This window comes from Promicromonospora sukumoe, from assembly GCF_014137995.1.
Classification (GTDB): domain Bacteria; phylum Actinomycetota; class Actinomycetes; order Actinomycetales; family Cellulomonadaceae; genus Promicromonospora; species Promicromonospora sukumoe.
The window spans coordinates 3,324,252-3,344,882 of record NZ_JACGWV010000001.1 but is presented as its reverse complement, the minus strand read 5'-3'; the positions used below and the strand labels follow the sequence as shown (position 1 = coordinate 3,344,882).

General features: G+C 72.3%; 18 protein-coding genes. 10 read left to right on the top strand and 8 right to left on the bottom strand.

The genetic code is table 11. From position 1 onward, the window contains the following. Nucleotides 1–11 precede the first annotated feature (11 nt). Together FHX71_RS14835 and FHX71_RS14830 are read left to right on the top strand one after the other, a co-directional pair. Nucleotides 12–1,592: a multicopper oxidase family protein gene (locus tag FHX71_RS14835; protein ID WP_182617548.1), complete on the top strand. Its 1,581-nt coding sequence runs from the start codon at nt 12–14 to the stop codon at nt 1,590–1,592. 88 nt (nt 1,593–1,680) lie between these two features. After that, on the top strand, nt 1,681–2,379 hold the full coding sequence (locus tag FHX71_RS14830; RefSeq protein ID WP_182617546.1) for an SRPBCC family protein: 699 nt from the start codon (nt 1,681–1,683) through the stop codon (nt 2,377–2,379). A 109-nt stretch (nt 2,380–2,488) separates the two neighbouring features. On the opposite strand, the gene FHX71_RS14825 is transcribed toward FHX71_RS14830, so the two are convergent. Together FHX71_RS14825 and FHX71_RS14820 are read right to left on the bottom strand one after the other, a co-directional pair. Beyond that, nucleotides 2,489–3,697 carry a glycosyltransferase gene (locus FHX71_RS14825; protein ID WP_182617544.1) on the bottom strand — a complete coding sequence of 403 codons (1,209 nt, stop codon included), beginning with the start codon at nt 3,695–3,697 and terminating at the stop codon, nt 2,489–2,491. A 64-nt stretch (nt 3,698–3,761) separates the two neighbouring features. After that, complete coding sequence (locus tag FHX71_RS14820; protein WP_182617542.1) at nt 3,762–4,376, bottom strand: TetR/AcrR family transcriptional regulator; 615 nt, start codon at nt 4,374–4,376, stop codon at nt 3,762–3,764. A 118-nt stretch (nt 4,377–4,494) separates the two neighbouring features. Here FHX71_RS14820 and FHX71_RS14815 point away from each other — a divergent pair, with 118 nt between their 5' ends. The 4 genes from FHX71_RS14815 to FHX71_RS14800 all read left to right on the top strand — a co-directional run bounded on the left by FHX71_RS14815 (nt 4,495) and on the right by FHX71_RS14800 (nt 8,134). Beyond that, entirely contained in the window at nt 4,495–5,196 is a 702-nt protein-coding gene (locus FHX71_RS14815; RefSeq protein WP_182617540.1) for a cytochrome b, read from the top strand. Between the two features lie 107 nt (nt 5,197–5,303). Further along, the gene (locus FHX71_RS14810; RefSeq protein ID WP_182617538.1) at nt 5,304–6,848 is read left to right on the top strand and encodes a peptide MFS transporter; all 1,545 of its coding nucleotides are present in this window, start codon (nt 5,304–5,306) and stop codon (nt 6,846–6,848) included. 51 nt (nt 6,849–6,899) lie between these two features. Further along, nucleotides 6,900–7,541: a LysE family translocator gene (locus tag FHX71_RS14805; RefSeq protein WP_182617536.1), complete on the top strand. Its 642-nt coding sequence runs from the start codon at nt 6,900–6,902 to the stop codon at nt 7,539–7,541. A gap of 14 nt (nt 7,542–7,555) precedes the next feature. After that, nucleotides 7,556–8,134 carry an AAA family ATPase gene (locus FHX71_RS14800; RefSeq protein WP_312877055.1) on the top strand — a complete coding sequence of 193 codons (579 nt, stop codon included), beginning with the start codon at nt 7,556–7,558 and terminating at the stop codon, nt 8,132–8,134. Nucleotides 8,135–8,479: 345 nt separating this feature from the next. Here FHX71_RS14800 and FHX71_RS14795 read toward each other — a convergent pair whose 3' ends face one another. From FHX71_RS14795 to FHX71_RS14780, 4 genes are all read right to left on the bottom strand, one after another. Continuing rightward, on the bottom strand, nt 8,480–9,430 hold the full coding sequence (locus FHX71_RS14795) for an HlyD family secretion protein (protein ID WP_182617534.1): 951 nt from the start codon (nt 9,428–9,430) through the stop codon (nt 8,480–8,482). Nucleotides 9,431–9,524: 94 nt separating this feature from the next. Then, a complete protein-coding gene (locus FHX71_RS14790; RefSeq protein WP_182617532.1) occupies nt 9,525–10,754 on the bottom strand; it encodes an MFS transporter in 1,230 nt (409 codons plus the stop codon). Nucleotides 10,755–10,815: 61 nt separating this feature from the next. Further along, the gene (ilvD, locus tag FHX71_RS14785) at nt 10,816–12,525 is read right to left on the bottom strand and encodes a dihydroxy-acid dehydratase (RefSeq protein WP_182617530.1); all 1,710 of its coding nucleotides are present in this window, start codon (nt 12,523–12,525) and stop codon (nt 10,816–10,818) included. 150 nt (nt 12,526–12,675) lie between these two features. Then, nucleotides 12,676–13,476, bottom strand: a complete 801-nt coding sequence (locus FHX71_RS14780; protein ID WP_312877054.1) for an alpha/beta fold hydrolase — start codon at nt 13,474–13,476, stop codon at nt 12,676–12,678. Between the two features lie 158 nt (nt 13,477–13,634). Here FHX71_RS14780 and FHX71_RS14775 point away from each other — a divergent pair, with 158 nt between their 5' ends. The 4 genes from FHX71_RS14775 to FHX71_RS14760 all read left to right on the top strand — a co-directional run bounded on the left by FHX71_RS14775 (nt 13,635) and on the right by FHX71_RS14760 (nt 18,412). Beyond that, the gene (locus tag FHX71_RS14775) at nt 13,635–14,651 is read left to right on the top strand and encodes an aldo/keto reductase (RefSeq protein ID WP_182617528.1); all 1,017 of its coding nucleotides are present in this window, start codon (nt 13,635–13,637) and stop codon (nt 14,649–14,651) included. Nucleotides 14,652–14,813: 162 nt separating this feature from the next. Then, entirely contained in the window at nt 14,814–16,352 is a 1,539-nt protein-coding gene (locus FHX71_RS14770; protein ID WP_312877053.1) for a sugar ABC transporter ATP-binding protein, read from the top strand. Further along, nucleotides 16,349–17,338, top strand: coding sequence for an ABC transporter permease (locus FHX71_RS14765; RefSeq protein WP_182617524.1), 990 nt, complete (start codon nt 16,349–16,351; stop codon nt 17,336–17,338). Before FHX71_RS14770 ends, FHX71_RS14765 begins: the two co-directional genes overlap by 4 nt. Before the next feature lie 69 nt (nt 17,339–17,407). Beyond that, nucleotides 17,408–18,412 (top strand): ABC transporter substrate-binding protein, encoded by a 1,005-nt coding sequence (locus tag FHX71_RS14760; protein ID WP_182617522.1) that lies wholly within the window; start codon nt 17,408–17,410, stop codon nt 18,410–18,412. 82 nt (nt 18,413–18,494) lie between these two features. Here the strand turns inward: FHX71_RS14760 and FHX71_RS14755 are convergent, their stop codons facing one another. Further along, the gene (locus tag FHX71_RS14755) at nt 18,495–19,193 is read right to left on the bottom strand and encodes a FadR/GntR family transcriptional regulator (RefSeq protein ID WP_182617520.1); all 699 of its coding nucleotides are present in this window, start codon (nt 19,191–19,193) and stop codon (nt 18,495–18,497) included. Then, nucleotides 19,180–20,571, bottom strand: a complete 1,392-nt coding sequence (locus FHX71_RS14750; RefSeq protein ID WP_182617518.1) for an enolase C-terminal domain-like protein — start codon at nt 20,569–20,571, stop codon at nt 19,180–19,182. The genes FHX71_RS14755 and FHX71_RS14750 overlap by 14 nt, the downstream gene beginning before the upstream one ends. Between the last annotated feature and the right edge of the window lie 60 nt (nt 20,572–20,631).

Below are 20,631 nucleotides of genomic sequence, written 5' to 3'. Positions count from 1 at the left end.
ATCTTCGTCCCATGAAACGCCGTACAGCTCTCAAGATCTTCGGTATCGGCGTCGGGGGTGCGCTGCTCGCCGGTGGTGGTGGCCTCGGCGTGTACTACGCCGCCGCGCGGCGCGACACCGCGGGCAAGATCGACTTCCGCACCGCGCTCGCGATCCCACCGCTCGCCGAGGCGCTCGCCGACGCCGCTTCCGGTGCTGCCGCTTCCGGCGCAGCCTCCACGGTGCGGCGCTTCGCGCTCGGCATCCAGGCCGGCGAGACGCAGCTCAAGGAGGGGACGCCCACCCGCACCTGGGGCATCAACGGCACCTACCTCGCGCCGACGATCCGCGCCCGCCGCGGCGAGACCGTCGAGATCGCCGTGCACAACGGCCTGGACCGGGAGACGTCGCTCCACTGGCACGGCATGCACCTGCCCGCGGCCATGGACGGCGGCCCGCACCAGCCGGTCGCGGCGGGCGAGACCTGGACGCCGCGGTGGACCGTCGACCAGCGGGCGGCCACGCTCTGGTACCACCCGCACGTGCACGGCGCGACGGCCGACCACACCTACCGGGGCCTGACCGGCCTGTTCATCGTCGACGACCCTTCCGGCGACGACCCGGCCGGCGGCCCTGCCGGCGACAACGAAGCCTCCGCCACGCTGAACCTGCCCTCCACGTACGGCGTCGACGACGTGCCGATGATCGTCCAGGACCGCGCCTTCGACGGCGACAACCAGTTCACCGAGCGCATCCCGCTGGCCGGCTCGCTGGGCGTGATCGGCGACGAGATCCTCGTCAACGGCACCCTCGGCCCGTACTTCGACGTCACGACCCGGCTCGTGCGGCTGCGGCTGCTCAACGGCTCCAACGCGCGGCTGTACAACTTCGGTTTCTCCGACGACCGCTCCTTCGCGCTGATCGGCACCGACGGCGGCCTGCTGGCCGAGCCCTGGGAGACGAACCGGCTGTACCTCTCGCCCGGCGAGCGTGCGGAGGTCGTCGTCGCCTTCGAGCCCGGCGAGACCGTGGACCTGCGCTCCTACCCGTCACCGGACTACGGCGGCGCGTCGGGGCGGCTCGACGGCTTCGCGGACCGGCTCGACGTCTGCCGGTTCCGCGCCGGGGACGACCTCGCCGACGACACCGAGCTGCCCGCCGCGCTCGGCGACGCGCCGGACCTGGGCGACGCCGTCGTCGCGGCCGAGCGGTCCTTCGTGCTCGCGTCGGACCAGATCAACGGCCGGTCCATGGCGATGGACCGCATCGACTTCGGCGTCCGGGAGGGCACCGTCGAGGTGTGGGAGGTGACCAACGACAACGGCTACATCCACAACTTCCACGTGCACGACGTCCAGTTCCAGGTGCTCACGGTCGATGGCACCACGCCGCCGCCCCACCTGCGCGGCTGGAAGGACACCGTGCTGCTGGTGCCGGGCAGCCGCTACCGGCTCGCCATGCGGTTCAGCGACCACACCGACCCGAACGCGCCCTACATGTACCACTGCCACCTGCTGCAGCACGAGGACGACGGAATGATGGGCCAGTTCGTCGTCCTGGCCGACGGCGAGCAGGTGGGCGCCGTCGGGGCCGGGCACGACCACCATCCGTGAGCAGCGCTGTCTCCCAGAGAACCCAGCGCTTCCAGAGAACCCAGCGCTTCCAGAAACCCAGCACCCTTCAGAATCCGAGGACCTTGTCATGACCGTTTTCAGCTCGCCCCGCCGTCCCGCGCAGGTCGCCCTGGCGCTCGCCACCGCCGTCGGGATCGCCGTCGCCGCCACGGGGTGCGGCGCCGGGCACGGCACGGAGGACGCCGATGTCGCTGCCTCGCCCGCGGCGTCCACCGAACAGCCCGCTGCCCCGTCACCAGAGGACGCGCAGCCGGGCCAGTGCGGCGGCGCCACCATCGACGACGCGGCGCCCGTCACGCGCTCGACCGAGATCCTGATCGACGCGCCCCTCGACGTCGTCTGGGACGTCCAGACCGACGTCGAGGCGTGGGACGAGTGGCAGGACGCCGTCCTGACCGTGAAGCGGCTCGACGACGGCGACTTCGACGCCGACTCGCGGTTCGAGTGGACCACCCCCGTGCCGGAGTCGGACTTCGCGCCCGCCGACACCCTGGTCATCACCTCCGGCGTCCAGGAGCTGGAGCCCGGGAAGTGCGTGCTCTGGGAGGGGCCCGCGATCGGCGAGGCGATCCAGATCGACCGCGGCGTCCACCTGTGGACCTTCACCGAGACGGACGAGGGGACCCTCGTACACACGGAGGAGTCCTGGGACGCCGACATCCTGGCCGCGCTCGAAGGCCCCGACCACGACGCCGTCGCGGGCATGCTCGGCGGCGGCCTCGACATCTGGCTCGAGGCCCTGAAGACGAAGGCCGAGACGATCTGACCGAACCCGGCCCCAGGCGCTCGTTGAGTGCGGGATATTCGCCCTTCTGAGACGCAGAAAAGGGCGAATATCCCGCACTCAACGAGCGGGCTGGGGTTGGTGGGGCGGGTCAGGCCAGGGATGCGGCCAGGGTGGCGGCGACGTCGGACGGGGTCGGCATGGCGGCGATCTGGGCGGCTACCGTGCGGGCGGCCTCGGTGTAGCCGGGGTCGGTGCGCAGGGTGACGACGGCCTTGGCCACTGTCTCGGCGACGTCGGGCCCGGGCTGCACGGCGATGCCCGTGCCGGACGCGCTGACGACCGCCGCCTGGAGGAACTGGTCGGCGCCCTGCGGGACGACGACGAGCGGGAGCCCGCGCGACAGGACCCCGAGCGTCGTGCCGGCGCCGCCGTGGGTGACCACGAGGTCGACGTCGTGCAGCAGGTCCGCGAGCGGGGTGAAGGCGGCGAACGTGATGTCGCTGCCAGCAGAGACGTCAGCGGAGCCGCTAGCAGCAAGGTCGTAGTCCGCCGCGCTCGCCGTGAGGCCGAGCGTGACGACGAGGTCCACGCCGACGGTGCGCAGCTCGGCGAGGATCGGGGTCAGCGTCGCGGGGTCCGAGAAGTGCGTGCCGAACGTGACGAGCACCCTGGGGCGGTCGCCGGGCGCGCCCGCGGCGTCGTCCGACACCGCGCCCGAGCTGGACTCCGCACCCGTTCCCGCGCCAGCACCTGTGCCCGCGCCGCCCGCGCCCCGGTGCGGCTCCGGCCGGACCGGGACCCGGTTGGCGGGCGCCTGCCAGCCCGGCGGCTGGAGCAGGTCGGGGCAGGGGTCGAGGTGCCACCGGGCGGGGACGGGCGCCAGGCCGCGGTCGGCGTACCGCGAGCCGACGACGGCGGTCATGCCGTCGGTGAACTCGGCGGGGATCGCCGGGCCGAACGCCATCGTGGCGACCGGGACGTCCAGCGCGGCCGCGACCAGGGGGCCGACGAAGTCCAGGGCCTCGGCCACGATCAGGTCCGGCGCGAACTCCCGCGCGGCGGCGAGGGCGTCGTCGGCGGTGAGGTCGACGCGGGTGCCCGCGAAGAAGTCCGCCACGGCCTCCGGGCGGGGGTCCGCGGCGGCGTCGACGCCGGTGCGGCGTGCCGACTCGGCGAACAGGACGTCCGCCGTCGGGCCGGCGGGCAGCAGGGTGATGCCCTCGGCGTCGAGCAGGGGAGCGAACGCGCCCGCGGTCAGGACCGCCACGGCGTCGCCGCGGTCGCGGAACGCGCGGGCGAGGGGGAGCAGGGGCAGCAGGTGCCCGTGGGCAGGAGTGCTTGAGAAGAGTATGCGCACATTGATTAGTGTAGGACTACTCCGGATTCATCCGAAGCCATCTCGGAACGGGTCCTGTCGCAGGTCAAGCCCCCAGCAGCGCGTACCGCACCTGCTCCCGCAGCCAGGCCGTCTGGTTCTCCGGGGTCCACCCGAGCGCGTCCAGCCGCAGCCACGACTCGGGGCTCAGGTAGTAGGCGAGCGCGTCCGTGGCGCGATCCGTGGTCAGTCCCGCGCGCAGCGTGCCCAGCGCCTCCAGCCGGGCCGTGATCAGCCCGAACCGCTCGCGCAGCAGCCGCTCCGTGCCCTGGAACGTCGCGCCGATCTCCGGGTCGGCCGACGCGTTGGCGACCAGCACGGTCATCAGCCGGCTGTGCCGGTGCACGACGTCGCCGGCGCTGCGCACCGCGAGGTCGACGATGCGGTCGGCGTCGTCCGCCTCCGCGATCGTCGCGAGCGTCTCCTGGATGCTGTCCTCGCCCGACGCGCGCTCCGTCAGGCCGCGCACCAGGCCGACCTTGGTGCCGAACGCGACGTACACGGTGTTCGGGGAGACCCCGGCGGCCTGCGCGATGCGGCCGATCGTCACCCGGGCGTAGCCGTCCTGCGCGAACAGCGTCTCCGCCGCGTCCAGGATCGCGGCGCGTGTGGAGGCCGCCGCCTGCTCGCGCACGGCCGACCGGTAGGGGCGAGATGTCATGGGGCCCAGCCTAAGGAGCGCCCGGGTCGCCTCTGAGGTCACGGCCGGGGTGAGACGCAGGGTGAAGACAAGCCACGCGGGCTGGACAGGACCGCCCACCTGCGCTGAGGTTGCCCGCATGAGATGGCGCAACGGTGATCAGGGCTACGGCATCGTCACGAAGGTCCTGCACTGGGCGACGGTCGCGCTGCTCGTGGCCCAGCTCGCCGTGGGTTACGTCATGGACGACGACGCCGACGTGCCCGACGTCGACTGCGACCCGGCGGGGGAGGACCGCAGCGGCGGCGACACGACCGACGCCGAGGAGGACCGGTTCGACCAGCTCGAGGAGGCGTGCGAGCAGGCGCAGGACGTCCGGGAGCAGGACGCCGACGACGCCGTCGGCTCGGCGTGGTCGGATCTCTGGTCGGGCGGCGGGTCCGGCAGCGCGGGTGGGGCCGACGGCGGCGCGTTCGGCCTCCTCGACGCCTCCGGCGGGCTCGGGCTGCCCGCGTGGCACGTGCTGCTGGGGCTGGCGATCGTCGCGATCGGCGTCCTGCGCGTGGTGTGGCGCCGGACGACGCCGCTGCCGCCCTGGGACCCGCGGCTGACGCGCACCGACCGCAAGGTGCTGCACCACGCCGAGCGCACCCTGCTCGCGATGCTCTTCGTGGTCCCGGCGACCGGCATCGCGCTCGTGGTCGGCAGCACCGACCTCCTGCCGCTCCACATCGCCGCGCACCTCTGCTTCTACGTGGCGCTCGTGGCGCACGTCGGTGTCGTGGTCCGACGGCGGACGGTGGGCCGGATGATCTGGGGACGGGCCAGCGCAGTGAGATGAGCACCGCCGTCAGGTGAGCCCCGCCGTCGGACAAGCACCGCCGTCGGACGAGCGCCGTTTTTGTCGTCCGACGTGCGGCGCGCCGCCAACACGCCGACGATCGGGTGATGAGCACAGGCTCGGCGACACCGCCGTCAGGAACCGGACCGGACTCGACACCACCCGCCGCGGTGGCGGGGGACAGGCGGTTCTTCGGGCACCCGCTGGGGCTGATGACCCTGTTCACCACGGAGCTGTGGGAGCGGTTCAGCTACTACGGCATGCGCGCGATCCTGGTCTACTACCTGACCGACACGATCGCGAACGGCGGCCTCGGCCTCGAGCAGACGCTCGGCGAGGCCCTGGTCTCGATCTACGGCACCGGCGTCTACCTGCTGTCCGTCGTCGGCGGCTGGCTCGCGGACCGGGTCATCGGCGCGCGGCGCTCCACGCTCTACGGCGGCGTCATCATCGCCGCCGGGCACGTGTGCCTCTCGATCCCGTCGGCCGGGTTCTCCTACCTGGGCATCGTGCTCGTCGCGCTCGGCACCGGCCTGCTCAAGCCCAACGTGTCCTCCATGGTGGGCGCCCTGTACGAGCGGCAGGACCCGCGGCGGGAGTCGGCGTTCTCGATCTTCTACATGGGCATCAACATCGGCTCGTTCTTCTCGCCGATCATCGTCGGTGCCGTCCGCGCCGTCTGGGGCTACCACGCCGCGTTCTCCGTGGCCGCGATCGGCATGGGTTTCGCGCTCGTGTTCTTCGTGCTGGGCCGCAAGAACCTGCACGGCGCGGGCGACGTCGTCCCCAACCCCGTGCTGCCGGGGGAGCGGCCCGCCGTGGCGCGCATGTTCGCGATCATCCTCGGCGCCGTCGTGCTCGTGTACCTCGTGGCGCGGCTCGTGTCCGGCGACTGGGGGGTGCACGCCCTCATCGACGCCCTCAGCTACATCGCGTTCCTCGCCCCCATCGCGTTCTTCATCACGATGTACCGCTCACCGCGCGTGACCGACGCGGAACGCCCGCGCCTGATCGCCTACATCCCGCTGTTCGTGGCCGCGATGCTCTTCTTCATGATCTTCGAGCAGGCCGCGACCACGCTCGCGACCTTCGCCGCCGACCGGACGTCGCGCGAGGTGCTCGGGTTCACCGTCAGCCCCGAGTTCTTCCAGTCGATCAACCCGGCCTCGATCATCATCCTGGCGCCCGTGTTCGCCTGGCTCTGGGTCCGCACCAAGGACCGCCCGCCGACGCCGTACAAGTTCGCGATCGGCCTGGCGCTCGCGGCCCTGTCGTTCCTGGTGCTGGCCGGCGCCTCGGCCATGGCGGGCGACGGCCTGACGCCGGGCTGGGTGCTCGCGCTCGTGTACGTGATCCAGACGCTCGGCGAGCTCTGCCTCTCGCCGGTGGGCCTCGCCGCGACCACGCTGCTGGCCCCACGTGCCTACCAGGGGCAGGCGATGGCGCTCTGGTTCCTCGCGCCCGCCGCCGGGCAGGCCATCACGGCGCAGCTCGTGCAGGCCACCGCGGGAGCGTCCGACACCGCGTACTTCGGCGGCATCGGCCTGGTCGCCCTCGGCTTCGCGGCCGTGCTCGCGCTGCTCGGCCCGTGGGTCACCCGGCACGTGCGCCGGGCGGACCAGATGGAGGGCGTGCACACGAGCGGGGAATGAGCCGGGAAATTGGGCTTCGAGAGGCCGCCCGCCCGGTCCTAGAGTGGTGCCATGCCGGCTGTCGAGACTCTTGTCGCGTTCACCGTGGCGTCGGTGATCCTCGTCGTGATCCCGGGGCCCAGCGTCCTGTTCGTCGTCGGGCGCTCGCTCGCGCAGGGGCGTGTCAGCGGCCTGCTGAGCGTCGTCGGCAACGAGCTGGGCGGCCTCCCGCTGGTCACGGCCGTCGCCTTCGGCGTCGGCACGATCGTGGCCGAGTCGATCGTGGTGTTCACGGTCATCAAGCTGCTCGGCGCGGCCTACCTGGTCTACCTGGGCGTCCAGACCATCCGGCACCGGCGCGTCGGCGTCGAGGCGCAGGACGCGCCCGGTCGGCGGCCGCCGTCGAACTGGGTGACGCTGCGGCAGGGCTTCGTGGTGGGCGTGACCAACCCGAAGACCATCGTGTTCTTCGTGGCGGCGCTGCCCCAGTTCGTCGACGTGCGCGCCGGGCACCTCCCGCTGCAGATGCTGGCGCTCGGGCTGATCTTCCTGCTCGTGGCGCTGGTCTTCGACAGCATCTGGGCCCTGCTGGCCGGCACGGCCCGTGAGTGGTTCGCGTCGTCGCCGCGGCGCCTGTCCGCCATCCGTGCCACGGGCGGCGGCATGATGATCGGGCTCGGCGGCACGCTTGCGCTCACCGGCAGCAAGGTGTGACCGGGCAGCAGGGTGTGACCGGGCAGCAAGGCGTGGCCGGGTACGGCGGTGGGACGGCGGAGCGTGGCAGGCAGCAGAGCCTGACGGGCAGCGCCGACACCCGGCTCGTCGTCGTGCGGGGACCGTCCGGGTCGGGCAAGTCGACCGTCGCGGCGGCGCTGCGCCGCCGGATGGGCCGGGGAACGGCGCTGGTGCAGCAGGACTACCTGCGCCGCATCCTGCTGTGGGAGAAGGACGTGCCCGGCGGGGTCAACATCGGGCTGATCGACACCGTCGTGCGGCACTCGCTGGACTCCGGCTACTCCGTGGTGCTGGAGGGCATCCTGGCGTTCGACCACTACGGGCCCATGCTCACCGCCCTGGTCGCGGACCACGCCGGCGCGACGGTGTGCGCGTACCTGGACGTCCCGTTCGAGGAGACGCTCCGTCGGCACACGACCCGGCCGCAGTCCGCCGACTTCACGCCCGAGCAGATGGCGGGCTGGTTCACGCTCGACGACCGGCTGGGGGTCGGGCGGGAGATCGTCGTGGGGCAGGAGTCCTCCGCGGACGAGACGGTGGAGCTGCTGGTGGCGGCGCTGCCCCGCGGTTGAGGTGCCCCGCGGTTGGGGTGCCCGATCTCGGGTGAAGCGAGTTCGTGATGTGAAATCAGTACGCCGAAAGACACTAATGTGCGATGACCGAATTGCCCCATACATTGGTGACTTTTCGCGCATTCTCAGTCCGCAGGGCTAATTTCACGCTGATACGGTGCAATTGGTAGTTCTCGTGTCTGGGACGGGCGCTGCCGGGCAATACCCCTCCGCAGCTGGGGCCCCCTGCGGAGGGGCAGCGCTGGATCGAAAATGGGCTGGATCGACAAGGGCTGTATCGAAGAGGGCTGGATCCTGTAGCGGCTGCCGCACGAACTAGTCCCACGTGCACCGCGCCCGCAGTGCTCAGCGCCCGCGCGCCGCGCGTCTCCGGCGTCGGGCCTGCGCCGCCTGGTCCTCCGCCTCGTCGAGCTCCTGCTCGACGGCTGTCAGGTCCGCGCGCGCCTCGTCCGCGGCCGTCCGGGCCTCGTCGAGGGTGGCGCTCGCGGCGTCGCGCTCGGCGGACAACCGCGCGAGCTCCTCGTCCAGGCGCGTCACCTCGTCCTGCGCCTGCCCGACGGCGGAGTCGGCGGCGCGCAGCCGGTCGGCCACGTCGTCGCGCCGGGCCTCCAGGGCGTCCACCGCGGCGGAGGTCTCCTCGACGGCTCGTTCGGCGTCGTCTGCCGTGCTTGGTTCCGCCGCCGGCTCGGGCTCCGGCTCCGCTCCCGCCTCCGCCGCCGTCTCCTGCGCCTCCGGGCGCAGCGCGACGAGGTCGGCCTCCTCGCCCTCCTCGTCCACGACGCCGAAGCCGGCGTGCTGCAGTCCGCGCGACAGGCGTCCGGCCCGCACGGCCGCGCCGGCGTCGGCGTCCATGACGGCGGCCGTCAGCGTCTCGGTGAGGCGGTCGAGCACGGCGGCCGACACGGGCCGGCCGTCCACCTCACCGGCGTCTCGCACCGCGCCGACCAGGGACTCCGTACGCTCGCGGCGCAGGTGGTCCAGCGCCTTGATCCGGGCGCGGTCCCGGTCCTGCGTCGCGGCCCGCAGCTCGTCGCCGACGGCGGTCAGCGCCGCGACGTCGTCGGGCCGCTCGCGCACCACGTGGTTGATCACCCAGGCCGCGACCGAGGGCTTGGGCAGGCGCTTGACCCGCTCGGCGCCGAGCTTGTCGCCGGTGTCGACCGCCTGCCGGGCCGCGGCGTCGCGGGCGGCGATGAACCCGTCGAGCGGCTGCGTGTAGAGCGCGTCGACGACGGCGTCGACGACGGCGTCGAGGTCGGCCGGGTCGGGTGATGCGGGCGGGTCTGGCGCTGTCACGGTCTCACCGTGGCACGCGGCGGCGCCTCGTGCCCGGCAGCGACGTCAGCCCGGCAGCGACGTCACCACGGCACCGACGTCAGCACGGCACCGACTACGCGGGTGCCGCGCCGCCCCGCCGGTCCCGGTCGGCCTTGCCGGTCCAGTGCCCCACCCAGATGGCGCCGAGCAGCGCCAGCACGCCGATCAGCACGGGCGCCGCGGCCAGGGGCGCGATCGCCGCCACGGCGGAGACGAGCAGCGGGCCGCCGGTGTTGCCGATGTCGCCGCAGAGCCGCCAGCCGCCGAGGAACTGCGACCGGCCTTCCTCGGGCGCGACGTCGGCGCCCAGGGTCATCACGATGCCCGAGCCCAGGCCGTTGCCGAGCGCGATGATCGCCATCACCAGGCCGACGGTGAGCGCCGAGTCGGCGAGGGGGAGCAGCAGGCAGCCGACGCCGACCGCGAGCACGACCGGGACGGCCACCACCCGGCGCCCCTTGGTGTCGAGCAGCCAGCCGCCGGGCAGGGTGAGCAGAATGTCGATGGTCGCCGCGACCGCGAAGAGCAGCGAGACCACCGCCGCGGAGATGTGCACGTGGTCGGCCCACAGGGGCAGCAGGCCGGTGCGCACCGACCGCGACGCGCCGATGATGATGACGGCCACGCCCAGGGTCAGCAGCGTGCGGCGGTGCTCCCAGAGCACCGAGTGCACCGGCAGCGGGACGGTGCCGCGGCGCACGCGGCCGAAGTCCGGCATCCGGGTCACGATCAGCGCGGACACGAGAGACGCGCTCGCCGCGAGCAGGAACACGGACCGCACGCCGAACAGGTGGATCAGGAGTGCGCCCAGCAGCGGGCCGACGAGGATGCCCAGGCGCATCGACCCGCCCAGTAGCGCCATCCCGCGCGCCCGGTGGCTGAGCGGCACGGCGTCGATGAGGAACCCCTGCCGGGCCAGCAGGAACGCCGTCCAGCTCATGCCGCTGACGAAGACGCACACGCACAGCAGCCACACCGAGGGCACGAAGAACGCGACCAGCATCGCCACGGCGTCGACCAGCCCGGCGATCACCAGGGTGCGGCGCTCGCCGAGCCGGGCCACGAGCGCGCCCGACGGGAGCGAGTTGGCGAGCTGCCCGATCCCCAGCAGGGCGACGACGAACGCGGCCAGCGCCGTGCCCGCCCCCAGGTCGCCGGCGTGGATCGCCAGCACCGGCATCACCGCGCCGTGGCCCACCGAGCTGACGACCGACGGGAGGTAGGCGACGGCGGCGATGTCGCGGAACCGGAAGTCCCGGTCGTCTCCGGTACCGCTGCCCCCTGAACCGCCGTCGCTCGTCACACCGCCATCGTGCCAGATAGTTACCCTCGGCAACGACCTGGTCCGCAGTGTGGGCGTTCTCCTACTCGAGCACCGCCCCCTTCGACGCCGACTGGACCAGCTTCGTGTACTTGGCGAGCACGCCCCGCTGGTACGAGTGGGGCAGCGGCGCCCAGCCCGTCGTGCGGGTCTCCAGCTCGGCCGGGTCGACGAGCAGGTCGAGCGTCTTGCTCGCCACGTCGAGGCGGATGCGGTCGCCGTCGCGCACGAAGGCGATGGGCCCGGCGTCGACGGCCTCGGGGGCGATGTGCCCCACGCAGAGGCCGGTGGTGCCGCCGGAGAACCGGCCGTCGGTGATGAGCAGCACGTCCTTGCCGAGGCCCGCGCCCTTGATGGCGCCCGTGATGGCGAGCATCTCGCGCATGCCCGGCCCGCCCTTCGGGCCCTCGTAGCGGATGACGACGACGTCGCCGGCCTGGATCGTGCCGTCCTCCAGCGCGTCGAGCGCCGCCCGCTCGCGCTCGAACACGCGCGCCGTGCCCTCGAAGACGTCGGAGTCGAAGCCCGCCGACTTCACGACGGCGCCACCCGGCGCCAGCGACCCGTTCAGGATCGTGATGCCGCCGGTGCGGTGGATCGGGTTGTCCATGGCGCGCAGGATCTTGCCGTCCGGGTCGGGCGGAGCGATGTCGGCGAGGTTCTCGGCCATGGTGCGGCCCGTGACGGTCAGAGCGTCGCCGTGCAGCAGGCCGGCGTCGAGCAGCGCCTTCATCACCACGGGCACGCCGCCGATGCGGTCGACGTCGTTCATCACGTACTGCCCGAAGGGCTTGAGGTCGCCCAGGTGCGGCACGCGGTCGGCGACGCGGGAGAAGTCGTCGAGGGTGAGCTCCACCTCGGCCTCGTGCGCGATGGCGAGCAGGTGCAGCACCGCGTTCGTGGACCCGCCGAACGCCATGACGACGGCGATCGCGTTCTCGAACGCCTCCTTGGTCAGGATGTCGCGCGCCGTGATGCCCTTGCGCAGCAGGTTCACCACGGCCTCGCCGGACCTGTGCGCCCAGGTGTCGCGGCGCCGGTCGGCCGCGGGCGGCGCCGCGGAGCCGGGCAGCGACATGCCGAGCGCCTCGGCGGCCGACGCCATCGTGTTGGCCGTGTACATGCCGCCGCACGCGCCCTCGCCGGGACAGATCGCCCGCTCGATACGGTCGACGTCCTCCTGGCTCATCAGCCCGCGCGAGCACGCGCCGACCGCCTCGAAGGCGTCGATGATCGTGACCTGCTTCTCGGTGCCGTCGGTCAGCTTGACCCAGCCCGGCATGATCGAGCCCGCGTAGAGGAACACGCTGGACAGGTCCAGGCGGGCGGCGGCCATCAGCATGCCCGGCAGCGACTTGTCGCACCCGGCCAGCAGCACCGAGCCGTCCAGGCGCTCGGCCTGCATGACCGTCTCGACGGAGTCGGCGATGACCTCGCGGGACACGAGCGAGAAGTGCATGCCCTCGTGCCCCATCGAGATGCCGTCCGAGACGGAGATGGTGCCGAACTCCAGCGGGTAGCCGCCCGCGGCGTGCACCCCCTCCTTGCTCGCCTTGGCGAGCCGGTCCAGCGAGAGGTTGCAGGGCGTGATCTCGTTCCACGAGCTCGCGACGCCGATCTGCGGTTTGGCGAAGTCGTCGTCGCCCAGCCCGACAGCGCGGAGCATGCCGCGGGACGCGGTGGCCTCGAGGCCGTCGGTCACCTGCCGGGAGCGGGGCTTGACGTCGACCGGGGGGTTCTCGTCAGTGGTCATCCTGCATTGTGCCTCAGCCCCGCGCGGCTTGCGGGGCCAGGGGCTGGCGCCTCCGGCTGACGTTTCTCAGATCGGTCGGGCGCATCTCAGATCGGTCCGTTGTCTTGAGACCGGTCAATCGACCGACCGGTCTCAAGACGACGGACCGAGTCAGTTCTGCTCGTCCAGCCAGCCCAGGAGCCGCTGGTTGAACCATGGGGTGTGCTGGAGCGGGAGGCCGTGGCCGGCGCCTGCCAGGATCTCCAGCTCTGACCCCGGGAGCCGGTCGTGCAGGTCGCGCATGCCGCGCACGAGGGCGCGCGGCTCGGCGCCGCCGGCCAGGAGCAGCGCCCGCCCCGGGAAGTCCGCCCAGGCCTCCGGGATGCGGAAGGCGGCGTTGGCCGTCGTCATCGAGACCAGGTCCGCCGCGGACAGTGACCGGGCGGTGCGCAGGTAGTCGTCGAACATCGCGTCGTCGACGTAGAGGGCCTTGGCCTGGAGCCGCGCGAACCAGCGCTGCCCGCCGAGCGGGGCCGCCGCCCGCACGAGGCTTGCGCTGAGTCCCGCGCTGAGGCCCGGCATGGGCAGGGGCTCCGTCAGGGCGCTGACGACGACGGCGCGCGCGACCAGGTCGGGGTGCGCCGCTGCGAGGGCGACCGTGAGCTGGGCGCCGAACGAGAAGCCGACGACGGTCGCCCCGGTGGTGTCGGACGCTGCGCCTGGCGCGACCTCCCGGAGCAGCTCCGCGAGGTCCGCGACGATCTCGCCCGGGGCCGGGGAGCCGCCGTCGGACGGGAACGGCACCCCGGCGCTGTGGTCGTGGCCGGGCAGGTCGGGCGTGATCACGCGGTATCGGTCGCGGAGTGCCTCGACCTGGTCGCGCCACATCCAGGCGCCGACGCCGCCGCCGTGGAGCAGCAGCACCACGGGCGCGTCGCTCGGTCCGGTCTCCGTCCACCACAGTGCCGTCACGGGCGCGAGCCTATCCAGCGTCATCGACTCCGATCGTCCGTTCCGTGGCCGACGGCGGCGTGCTATACATCTGATGTTTTCGTCGGCAGGGTCCGGCAACGTCCGGCCAGGTCCGGCGACGTCCCGTAGTGCCGCAGTGAGGTCGAGGAGGACCACGCATGCCGACCACCGAGGTGCGCGCCACCGGCGTCCGGCTCACCACGCTCGGGCTGGGCGCCGCCCCGGCCGGCAACCTGTACCGCGCGACCACGGACGACGCGGCGCACGCGACGTTCCGGGCCGCCTGGGACGCCGGCATCCGGTACTTCGACACCGCACCCCACTACGGCCTCGGGCTGTCCGAGCGGCGGCTGGGCGCGTACCTGCGCACCCGGCCACGCGAGGAGGTGGTGGTCTCGACCAAGGTCGGACGACTGCTCGTCCCGTCGCCCGAGACCGCCGGCCGGCGCGACCCCGAGATGTTCGACGTGCCCGCCACAGCGCGCCGCGTCTGGGACTTCTCCCGCGACGGCGTGCTCGCCTCGATCGAGGCCAGCCTGGAGCGCACCGGCCTGGACCGGTTTGACGTCGTCTACCTGCACGACCCCGACGAGCACTGGGCGCAGGCGGCCGGTGAGGCGCTCCCGGCGCTCGTCGAACTGCGCGACCAGGGCGTGGTCGGCGCGATCGGCGCAGGGATGAACCAGTCCGCGATGCTGACCCGGTTCGTGCGCGAGACCGACGTCGACGTCGTCATGTGCGCCGGGCGGTTCACGCTCCTGGAGCAGCCCGCGCTGGCCGACCTGCTGCCTGCCGCGGCCGAGCGCGGCGTCGCCGTCGTCGCGGCCGCCGTCTACAACTCGGGGCTCCTCGCGCACGACCGGCCGCCGTCGGACGCCACCTACGACTACGCGCCCGTCGCGCCCGGGCCGCTGGAGCGCGCCCGCCGCATCGCCGACGTGTGCGCGGAGCACGGCGTCACCCTCCCGCAGGCGGCGCTCGCCTACGTGCGCACGCACCCGGCGGTCGTCAGCACCGTCGTCGGGCTCGGGGAGCCCGGGCACGCGGCCCAGGCCGCGCAGCGGGCGGCGGTCCAGGTGCCGGGGGAGCTGTGGCAGGCGCTCGCCGACGTCGGACTGCTCGCGCCGGAAGCCGTGCCCGGAACCGTGCAGGGAGAGGGGCCGGAAGCGGGCTGACGCCGAGCGCTCGGCAGGGTAAACGTCGGACCTATCTGTCCCGATCGACGCCGGAACGAGGCAGTTTCCCGGGAAATCTGTCACGAACCCTTGAGATGCATCCGATGTCTGCGGTTGAATGCCTGCGGTTGGATGTGTCGCACGTACGGCAAGGGAGCTCACGTGACGGACAGCCCTGCACTGCTGAGCGCCACGGGGATCAGCAAGTCGTTCCCCGGGGTCCGCGCGCTCGACGACGTGCACCTCGACCTGCGGCACGGCGAGGTGCTCGCGCTGGTGGGCGAGAACGGTGCCGGCAAGTCGACCCTGCTCAAGCTGCTCTCCGGCCTGCACCGGCCCGACGCCGGGACCATGGCGCTCGACGGCACGCCGATGAGCCCGTCCGGGCCCCGGCAGGCCAACGAGCTGGGCATCAGCGTGATCCACCAGGAATTCCACCTGATGCCCGACCTGACGGTCGCGCAGAACATCTTCATCGGCCGCGAGCCGCGACGCGCCGGGCTGCTCATCCGGGACGACGAGCTGGAGCGCCGCGCCACCGCACTGTTCGAGCGGCTCGGCATCCCGCTGGACCCGCGGCAGCCCGTCGCGCACCTGAGCGTCGCGGGCCAGCAGATGGTCGAGATCGCCAAGGCCCTCTCGTTCGACGCCCGCGTGCTGATCATGGACGAGCCGACGGCGGCGCTCACCGAGACCGAGGTCGCCACGCTGTTCTGGATCGTGCGGGACTTCGTCTCGCCGCGGACCGGAGTCATCTACGTGTCGCACCGGATGGACGAGATCAAGGAGATCTCCGACCGCATCACGGTGCTGCGGGACGGCCGGTACGTGGACACGCTGCCGACGGCGACCACGGAGACCCGGGAGGTCATCGCCGCCATGGTGGGGCGGCAGCTCGAGACGGGGGTGCGGCCCCATCCCGCACCCGAGGTGGCGGACCGTGAAGTGGCGCTCGCCGTCCGCGGGCTCAGCACGCGCGCGCTGCTCAAGGACGTGTCCTTCGAGCTGCGCCGCGGCGAGATCCTCGGCCTCGCCGGCCTCATGGGCGCCGGCCGCACGGAGGTCGCCCGCGCGATCATCGGGGCCGACCGGTCCACCGGCGTCGTCGAGGTGAACGGGCGTCCGGTCACGATACGTACGCCCGCCGACGCCGTCCGCCACGGCATCGGCTACCTGTCGGAGGACCGCAAGCGCTACGGCCTGCTGCTGGACCAGGACGTGGTGCGCAACGTCATGCTTTCCTCGCTGCCCGGCATGACGCGCGGCGGGTTCGTCCGGGACGCCGACGGGCGCCGGGTCGCCGCCGACATGGTGGACCGGCTCTCGATCCGGACGCCGTCGGTGAACCAGCGGGCCAAGAATCTCTCGGGCGGCAACCAGCAGAAGGTGGTCCTGGCGAAGTGGCTCGTGCGCGACTGCGACGTGCTGATCGTCGACGAGCCGACGCGCGGCATCGACGTCGGCGCCAAGGACGAGATCTACACGCTGCTCACGGGCCTGGCCGCGCAGGGCAAGTCGATCGTCGTCATCTCGTCGGAGCTGCCGGAGGTGATGCGGCTGGCCGACCGGATCGTCGTCATGTGCGAGGGCCGGGTCACCGGGACGCTCGCCAATGCCGACGCGACCCAGCACCACATCATGGAGCTCGCGACGCGGTTCGGTGCGGACCGCTCGCTCGTCACGACCGGAGGCGACGCATGACCACGACCATCCTTGGCAGAGCCGGGCAGGGCAAGAACGGGCTGGGCAACCGCCAGCAGCTCCAGCAGCTCCTCGCCTTCGCCGGGCTGGTGGTCATCTTCGTGTTCTTCTCGGTGGCCAGCCCGTACTTCCTGGACTGGGCGAACGTGAAGGGCATCCTGCTGGCCACGGCCGTCACCGGGATCATGGCGCTGGGTGCCACGCTCGTCATCGCGACGGGCGGCATCGACCTGTCCGTGGGCACCGGCATGACGCTGTGCTCCGTGATGACGGGCGTGTTCCTGGCGAACCTCGGCCTGCCGCTCGTCGTCGGCGTGCTGGGCGGGCTCGCGATCGGGGCGCTGATCGGCCTGCTCAACGGGCTGAACGTCGCCTACCTGCGGCTGCCTCCCTTCATCGCGACGCTCGCGATGATGATGGTGGCGCAGGGCCTCTCGCTGGTCATCTCGGGGACCAAGCCCATCTACTTCTCCGACGTCGCCGGGTTCGGCCAGCTCGCGGGCGGTGAGCTCGTGCCGGGGCTGCCGAACGCCGTCCTCATCTTCTTCGTGGCCGCCGTCCTCGCGGGCGTGACGCTGAGCAAGACGCTCACCGGGCGCTACGCGCTGTCCATCGGCTCCAACGAGGAGGCCACCGCGATCTCCGGCGTCGACGTGCGGCGCTGGAAGGTGGTCATCTACGTCGTCGCGGGGCTGTTCACGGGGCTCGCGGGCGTCGTCATGGCCTCCCGGCTCAACTCCGCGCAGCCTGGCCTCGGGCTCGGGTACGAGCTGGAGGCCATCGCCGCCGTCGTCATCGGCGGCACGTCGCTGCGCGGCGGCAAGGCGACGATCCTCGGCACCGTCATCGGCGCGCTCATCATGGCGACCCTCACCAACGGCCTGCGGATCATGTCGATCCCGCAGGAGTGGCAGAAGGTCGCCGTCGGCATCGTCATCGTGCTCGCCGTGTACGCGGACATGCTGCGGCGCGGCAAAGAGGCATGACCCGAACTGCCTGACCCGACCCGTTCCAACCCAACCGTTCTACCCGACCACCGAAGGAGCTGGACCCGGATGAACAGCAGCAGCACCACGCGCAGGCGCCTCGCGGCGCTGGCCGCGTCCGCCTCCGTGACCGCGCTCGTGCTCGCTCTCGGGGCGTGCGCCTCGGGCGGCTCGGGCTCGGGCGGCGGCGCACCCGGGACGGGGGACAAGCCCTACGTCGCCCTCGTCTCCAAGGGTTTCCAGCACCAGTTCTGGCAGGCGGTCAAGCAGGGTGCCGACGACGCCGCGGCCGAGCTCGACGTCGAGGTCACGTTCGAGGGGCCGGAGACCGAGACGGAGGTCGAGAAGCAGCTCACCATGCTGCAGACCGCCCTGGACAAGAGCCCGGACGCGATCGGCTACGCGGCGCTCGACTCCGAGGCGTCCATCCCGATGATGACCGACGCCGTCTCCCGCGGCATCCCCGTCATCGCGTTCGACTCCGGCGTCGACTCCGACGCCCCGGTGACCACGGTGTCCACCGACAACCTCGCGGCGTCGGCCGAGGCCGCCAAGCACATGGCCGAACTCGTCGGCAGCGGCAAGATCGCGATCGTCGGGCACGACCAGACGTCGCAGACCGGGCAGCAGCGCGTCGAGGGCTTCACGCAGTACATCGAGGAGAACGCGCCGGACATCGAGATCGTCGACACGCAGTACGCCGCGGGCGACCAGCTCAAGTCCGCCGACGCCGCGAAGGCGATCATGCAGGCCCACCCCGACCTCAAGGGCATCTACGGCACCAACGAGGGTTCGGCGATCGGCGTCGTCAAGGCGGTGCAGGAGTCCGGGCGGTCGGGCGAGCTGACCGTGATCGGCTTCGACTCCGGGACGGCGCAGACCGACGCGATCCGCGACGGGCTCATGGCCGGCGCGATCACCCAGGACCCGATCAAGATGGGCTACGAGACGGTCAAGGCCGCCGTCGCCGCGATCAACGGCGAGGAGGTCGAGCCCGTCATCGACTCCGGCTTCTACTGGTACGACGAGACGAACATCGACGACCCGGAGATCGCGGCGGTCCTCTACGAATAGGTGCTGTCAGACCCCATGCACGTGTCAGACGTACAGGTCCCCCGGGGGACCTGTACGTCTGACACGTGGGGGGAGGTCAGGCTCAGTCGTCCAGGTTCTCCGGCTTCGGGAGCCAGTCCTCGACGCCCAGGAGGTGGGCCGCCATCCGGATGCGGGCTGCCTCGGGGTCGCGCGCGGCGAGCGCACGCCAGATGGCCTCGTGCTCGCCGTGCGTGCGTGCCTCGATGCCCTCGGCGTGCAGCACGCGCCACAGCCGGGCCCGCACGGTGCGGCCGGCGAACGACTCGATGAGCGCCTCCAGCACCGGGTTGCCGCTGTGCGCCGCGATCACGCGGTGGAAGGCGATGTCCACCTCGATGAACCGGTCGTGGTCCACCTCCGTGCCGTCCAGCACCTCGGACACCTGGTCGAGGACGGCGCGGGCCTCGGCGAGCGCGTCGTCGGTCATCCGGGTGGCCGCGAGCCCCGCCGCCTCCGTCTCCAGGACGCGGCGGACGCTGTGGAAGGCGGGCAGCGCGCCGTCGTCCTGCAGGTCGAGGACGAGCGCCATGGGGGACAGGAGGCGCGCGGCGTCGAGGCTGGTCACGTACGTGCCGTCGCCCTGCCGCGTGTGCAGGACGCCGAGGATTGACAGTGCGCGCACGCCCTCGCGCAGGGAGCCGCGGGAGACCTGGAGCGCGTCGGCCAGGTCCTTCTCGACCGGCAGGCGGTCGCCGGGACGCAGCGTGCCGTCGAGGATCATCCTGCGGATGCCGTCGACGACCTCGTCAGTGCGGGACATGCTGGGAAGTATCCCGCACAGCGGTATCGCGCACAGTCGTACCGGGCGCCGAAGTGTCGCCCACCCAGTACGCACCGTCCGGGAACCGGAACCGCTCCACCGACTCCTCGTACATCTGCGTGGAGTAGCCCGGGAGGGACGGCAGCACGTATGCCGTGCCCGCACCCCGGTCTGCGACGGTGACCGGGTCGGTGAAGTGCTCGTGCAGGTGGTCCACGTACTCGGTGACCCGGCCGGTCAGGTCGCCGCCGATCGCCACGTAGTCCAGCACGGAGACGTGCTGCACCATCTCGCACAGGCCGACGCCGCCCGCGTGCGGGCAGACCGGCACGCCGAACTTGGCCGCGAGCAGCAGCACGGCGACGATCTCGTTGACGCTCGCCAGCCGCCCCGTGTCGAGCTGGCAGTAGTCGATCGCCTCGGCCTGGAAGAGCTGCTTGAACATCACGCGGTTGTGGCAGTGCTCGCCCGTCGCGACCCCGACCGGCGCGACGGCGCGGCGCACCGCGGCGTGTCCCAGGATGTCGTCGGGGGAGGTGGGCTCCTCGATCCACAGCGGGTCGAACCGGGCCAGCTCGCGCATCCACTCGATGGCCTGCGGCACGTCCCACACCTGGTTGGCGTCGATCATCAGGTTCCGGTCGGGGCCCAGCACCTCGCGCGCGATGGTCAGCCGGCGGACGTCCTCGGCGAGGTCCGCCCCGACCTTCAGCTTCACGTGCTGGTACCCGGCGTCCACGGCCTCCTGGCACAGCCGCCGCAGCTTGTCGTCGCTGTAGCCGAGCCAGCCGGCCGACGTCGTGTACACCGGGTAGCCGGTGCGCTCCAGGTGGGCCAGGCGCTCCTGCCTACCGGGTTCCTGGGCCTTGAGCAGGGCCAGCGCCTCGTCGCGGGTCAGGGCGTCGGAGAGGTAGCGCAGGTCGGCGACGTCGACGAGCTGCTCCGGCGTCAGGTCCACGAGCAGGCGCCACAGCGGCTTGCCCGCGCGGCGGGCCACGAGGTCCCAGACGGCGTTGAGCACGGCCGCGAGCGACAGGTGCACCACGCCCTTCTCTGGCCCGAGCCAGCGGAGCTGGCTGTCGGCGGTCAGGTCCCGGTAGAGCGCGCCCATGTCCGCGGCGAGCTCGTCGACGTCGCGGCCCACGAGGGTCACGGCCTGCTGGCGCGCTGCCTCCGCCACGATGTCGTTGCCGCGCCCGATGGTGAAGGTCAGGCCGTAGCCGCCCAGGGGTGCGCCGTCGGGCCCGGGGGCGTCGGTCTCCAGCACGACATAGGCGGCCGAGTAGTCGGCGTCCTTGTTCATCGCGTCCGAGCCGTCGGCGGTGACCGACGTCGGGAACCGCACGTCCTCGACGCGCACTCCGGTGATCGTGGCCATGCCGCTCCCTCGCAAACATCCGATGAAATGCCTGCAATCTACGGACGAGGGTGCCACGGG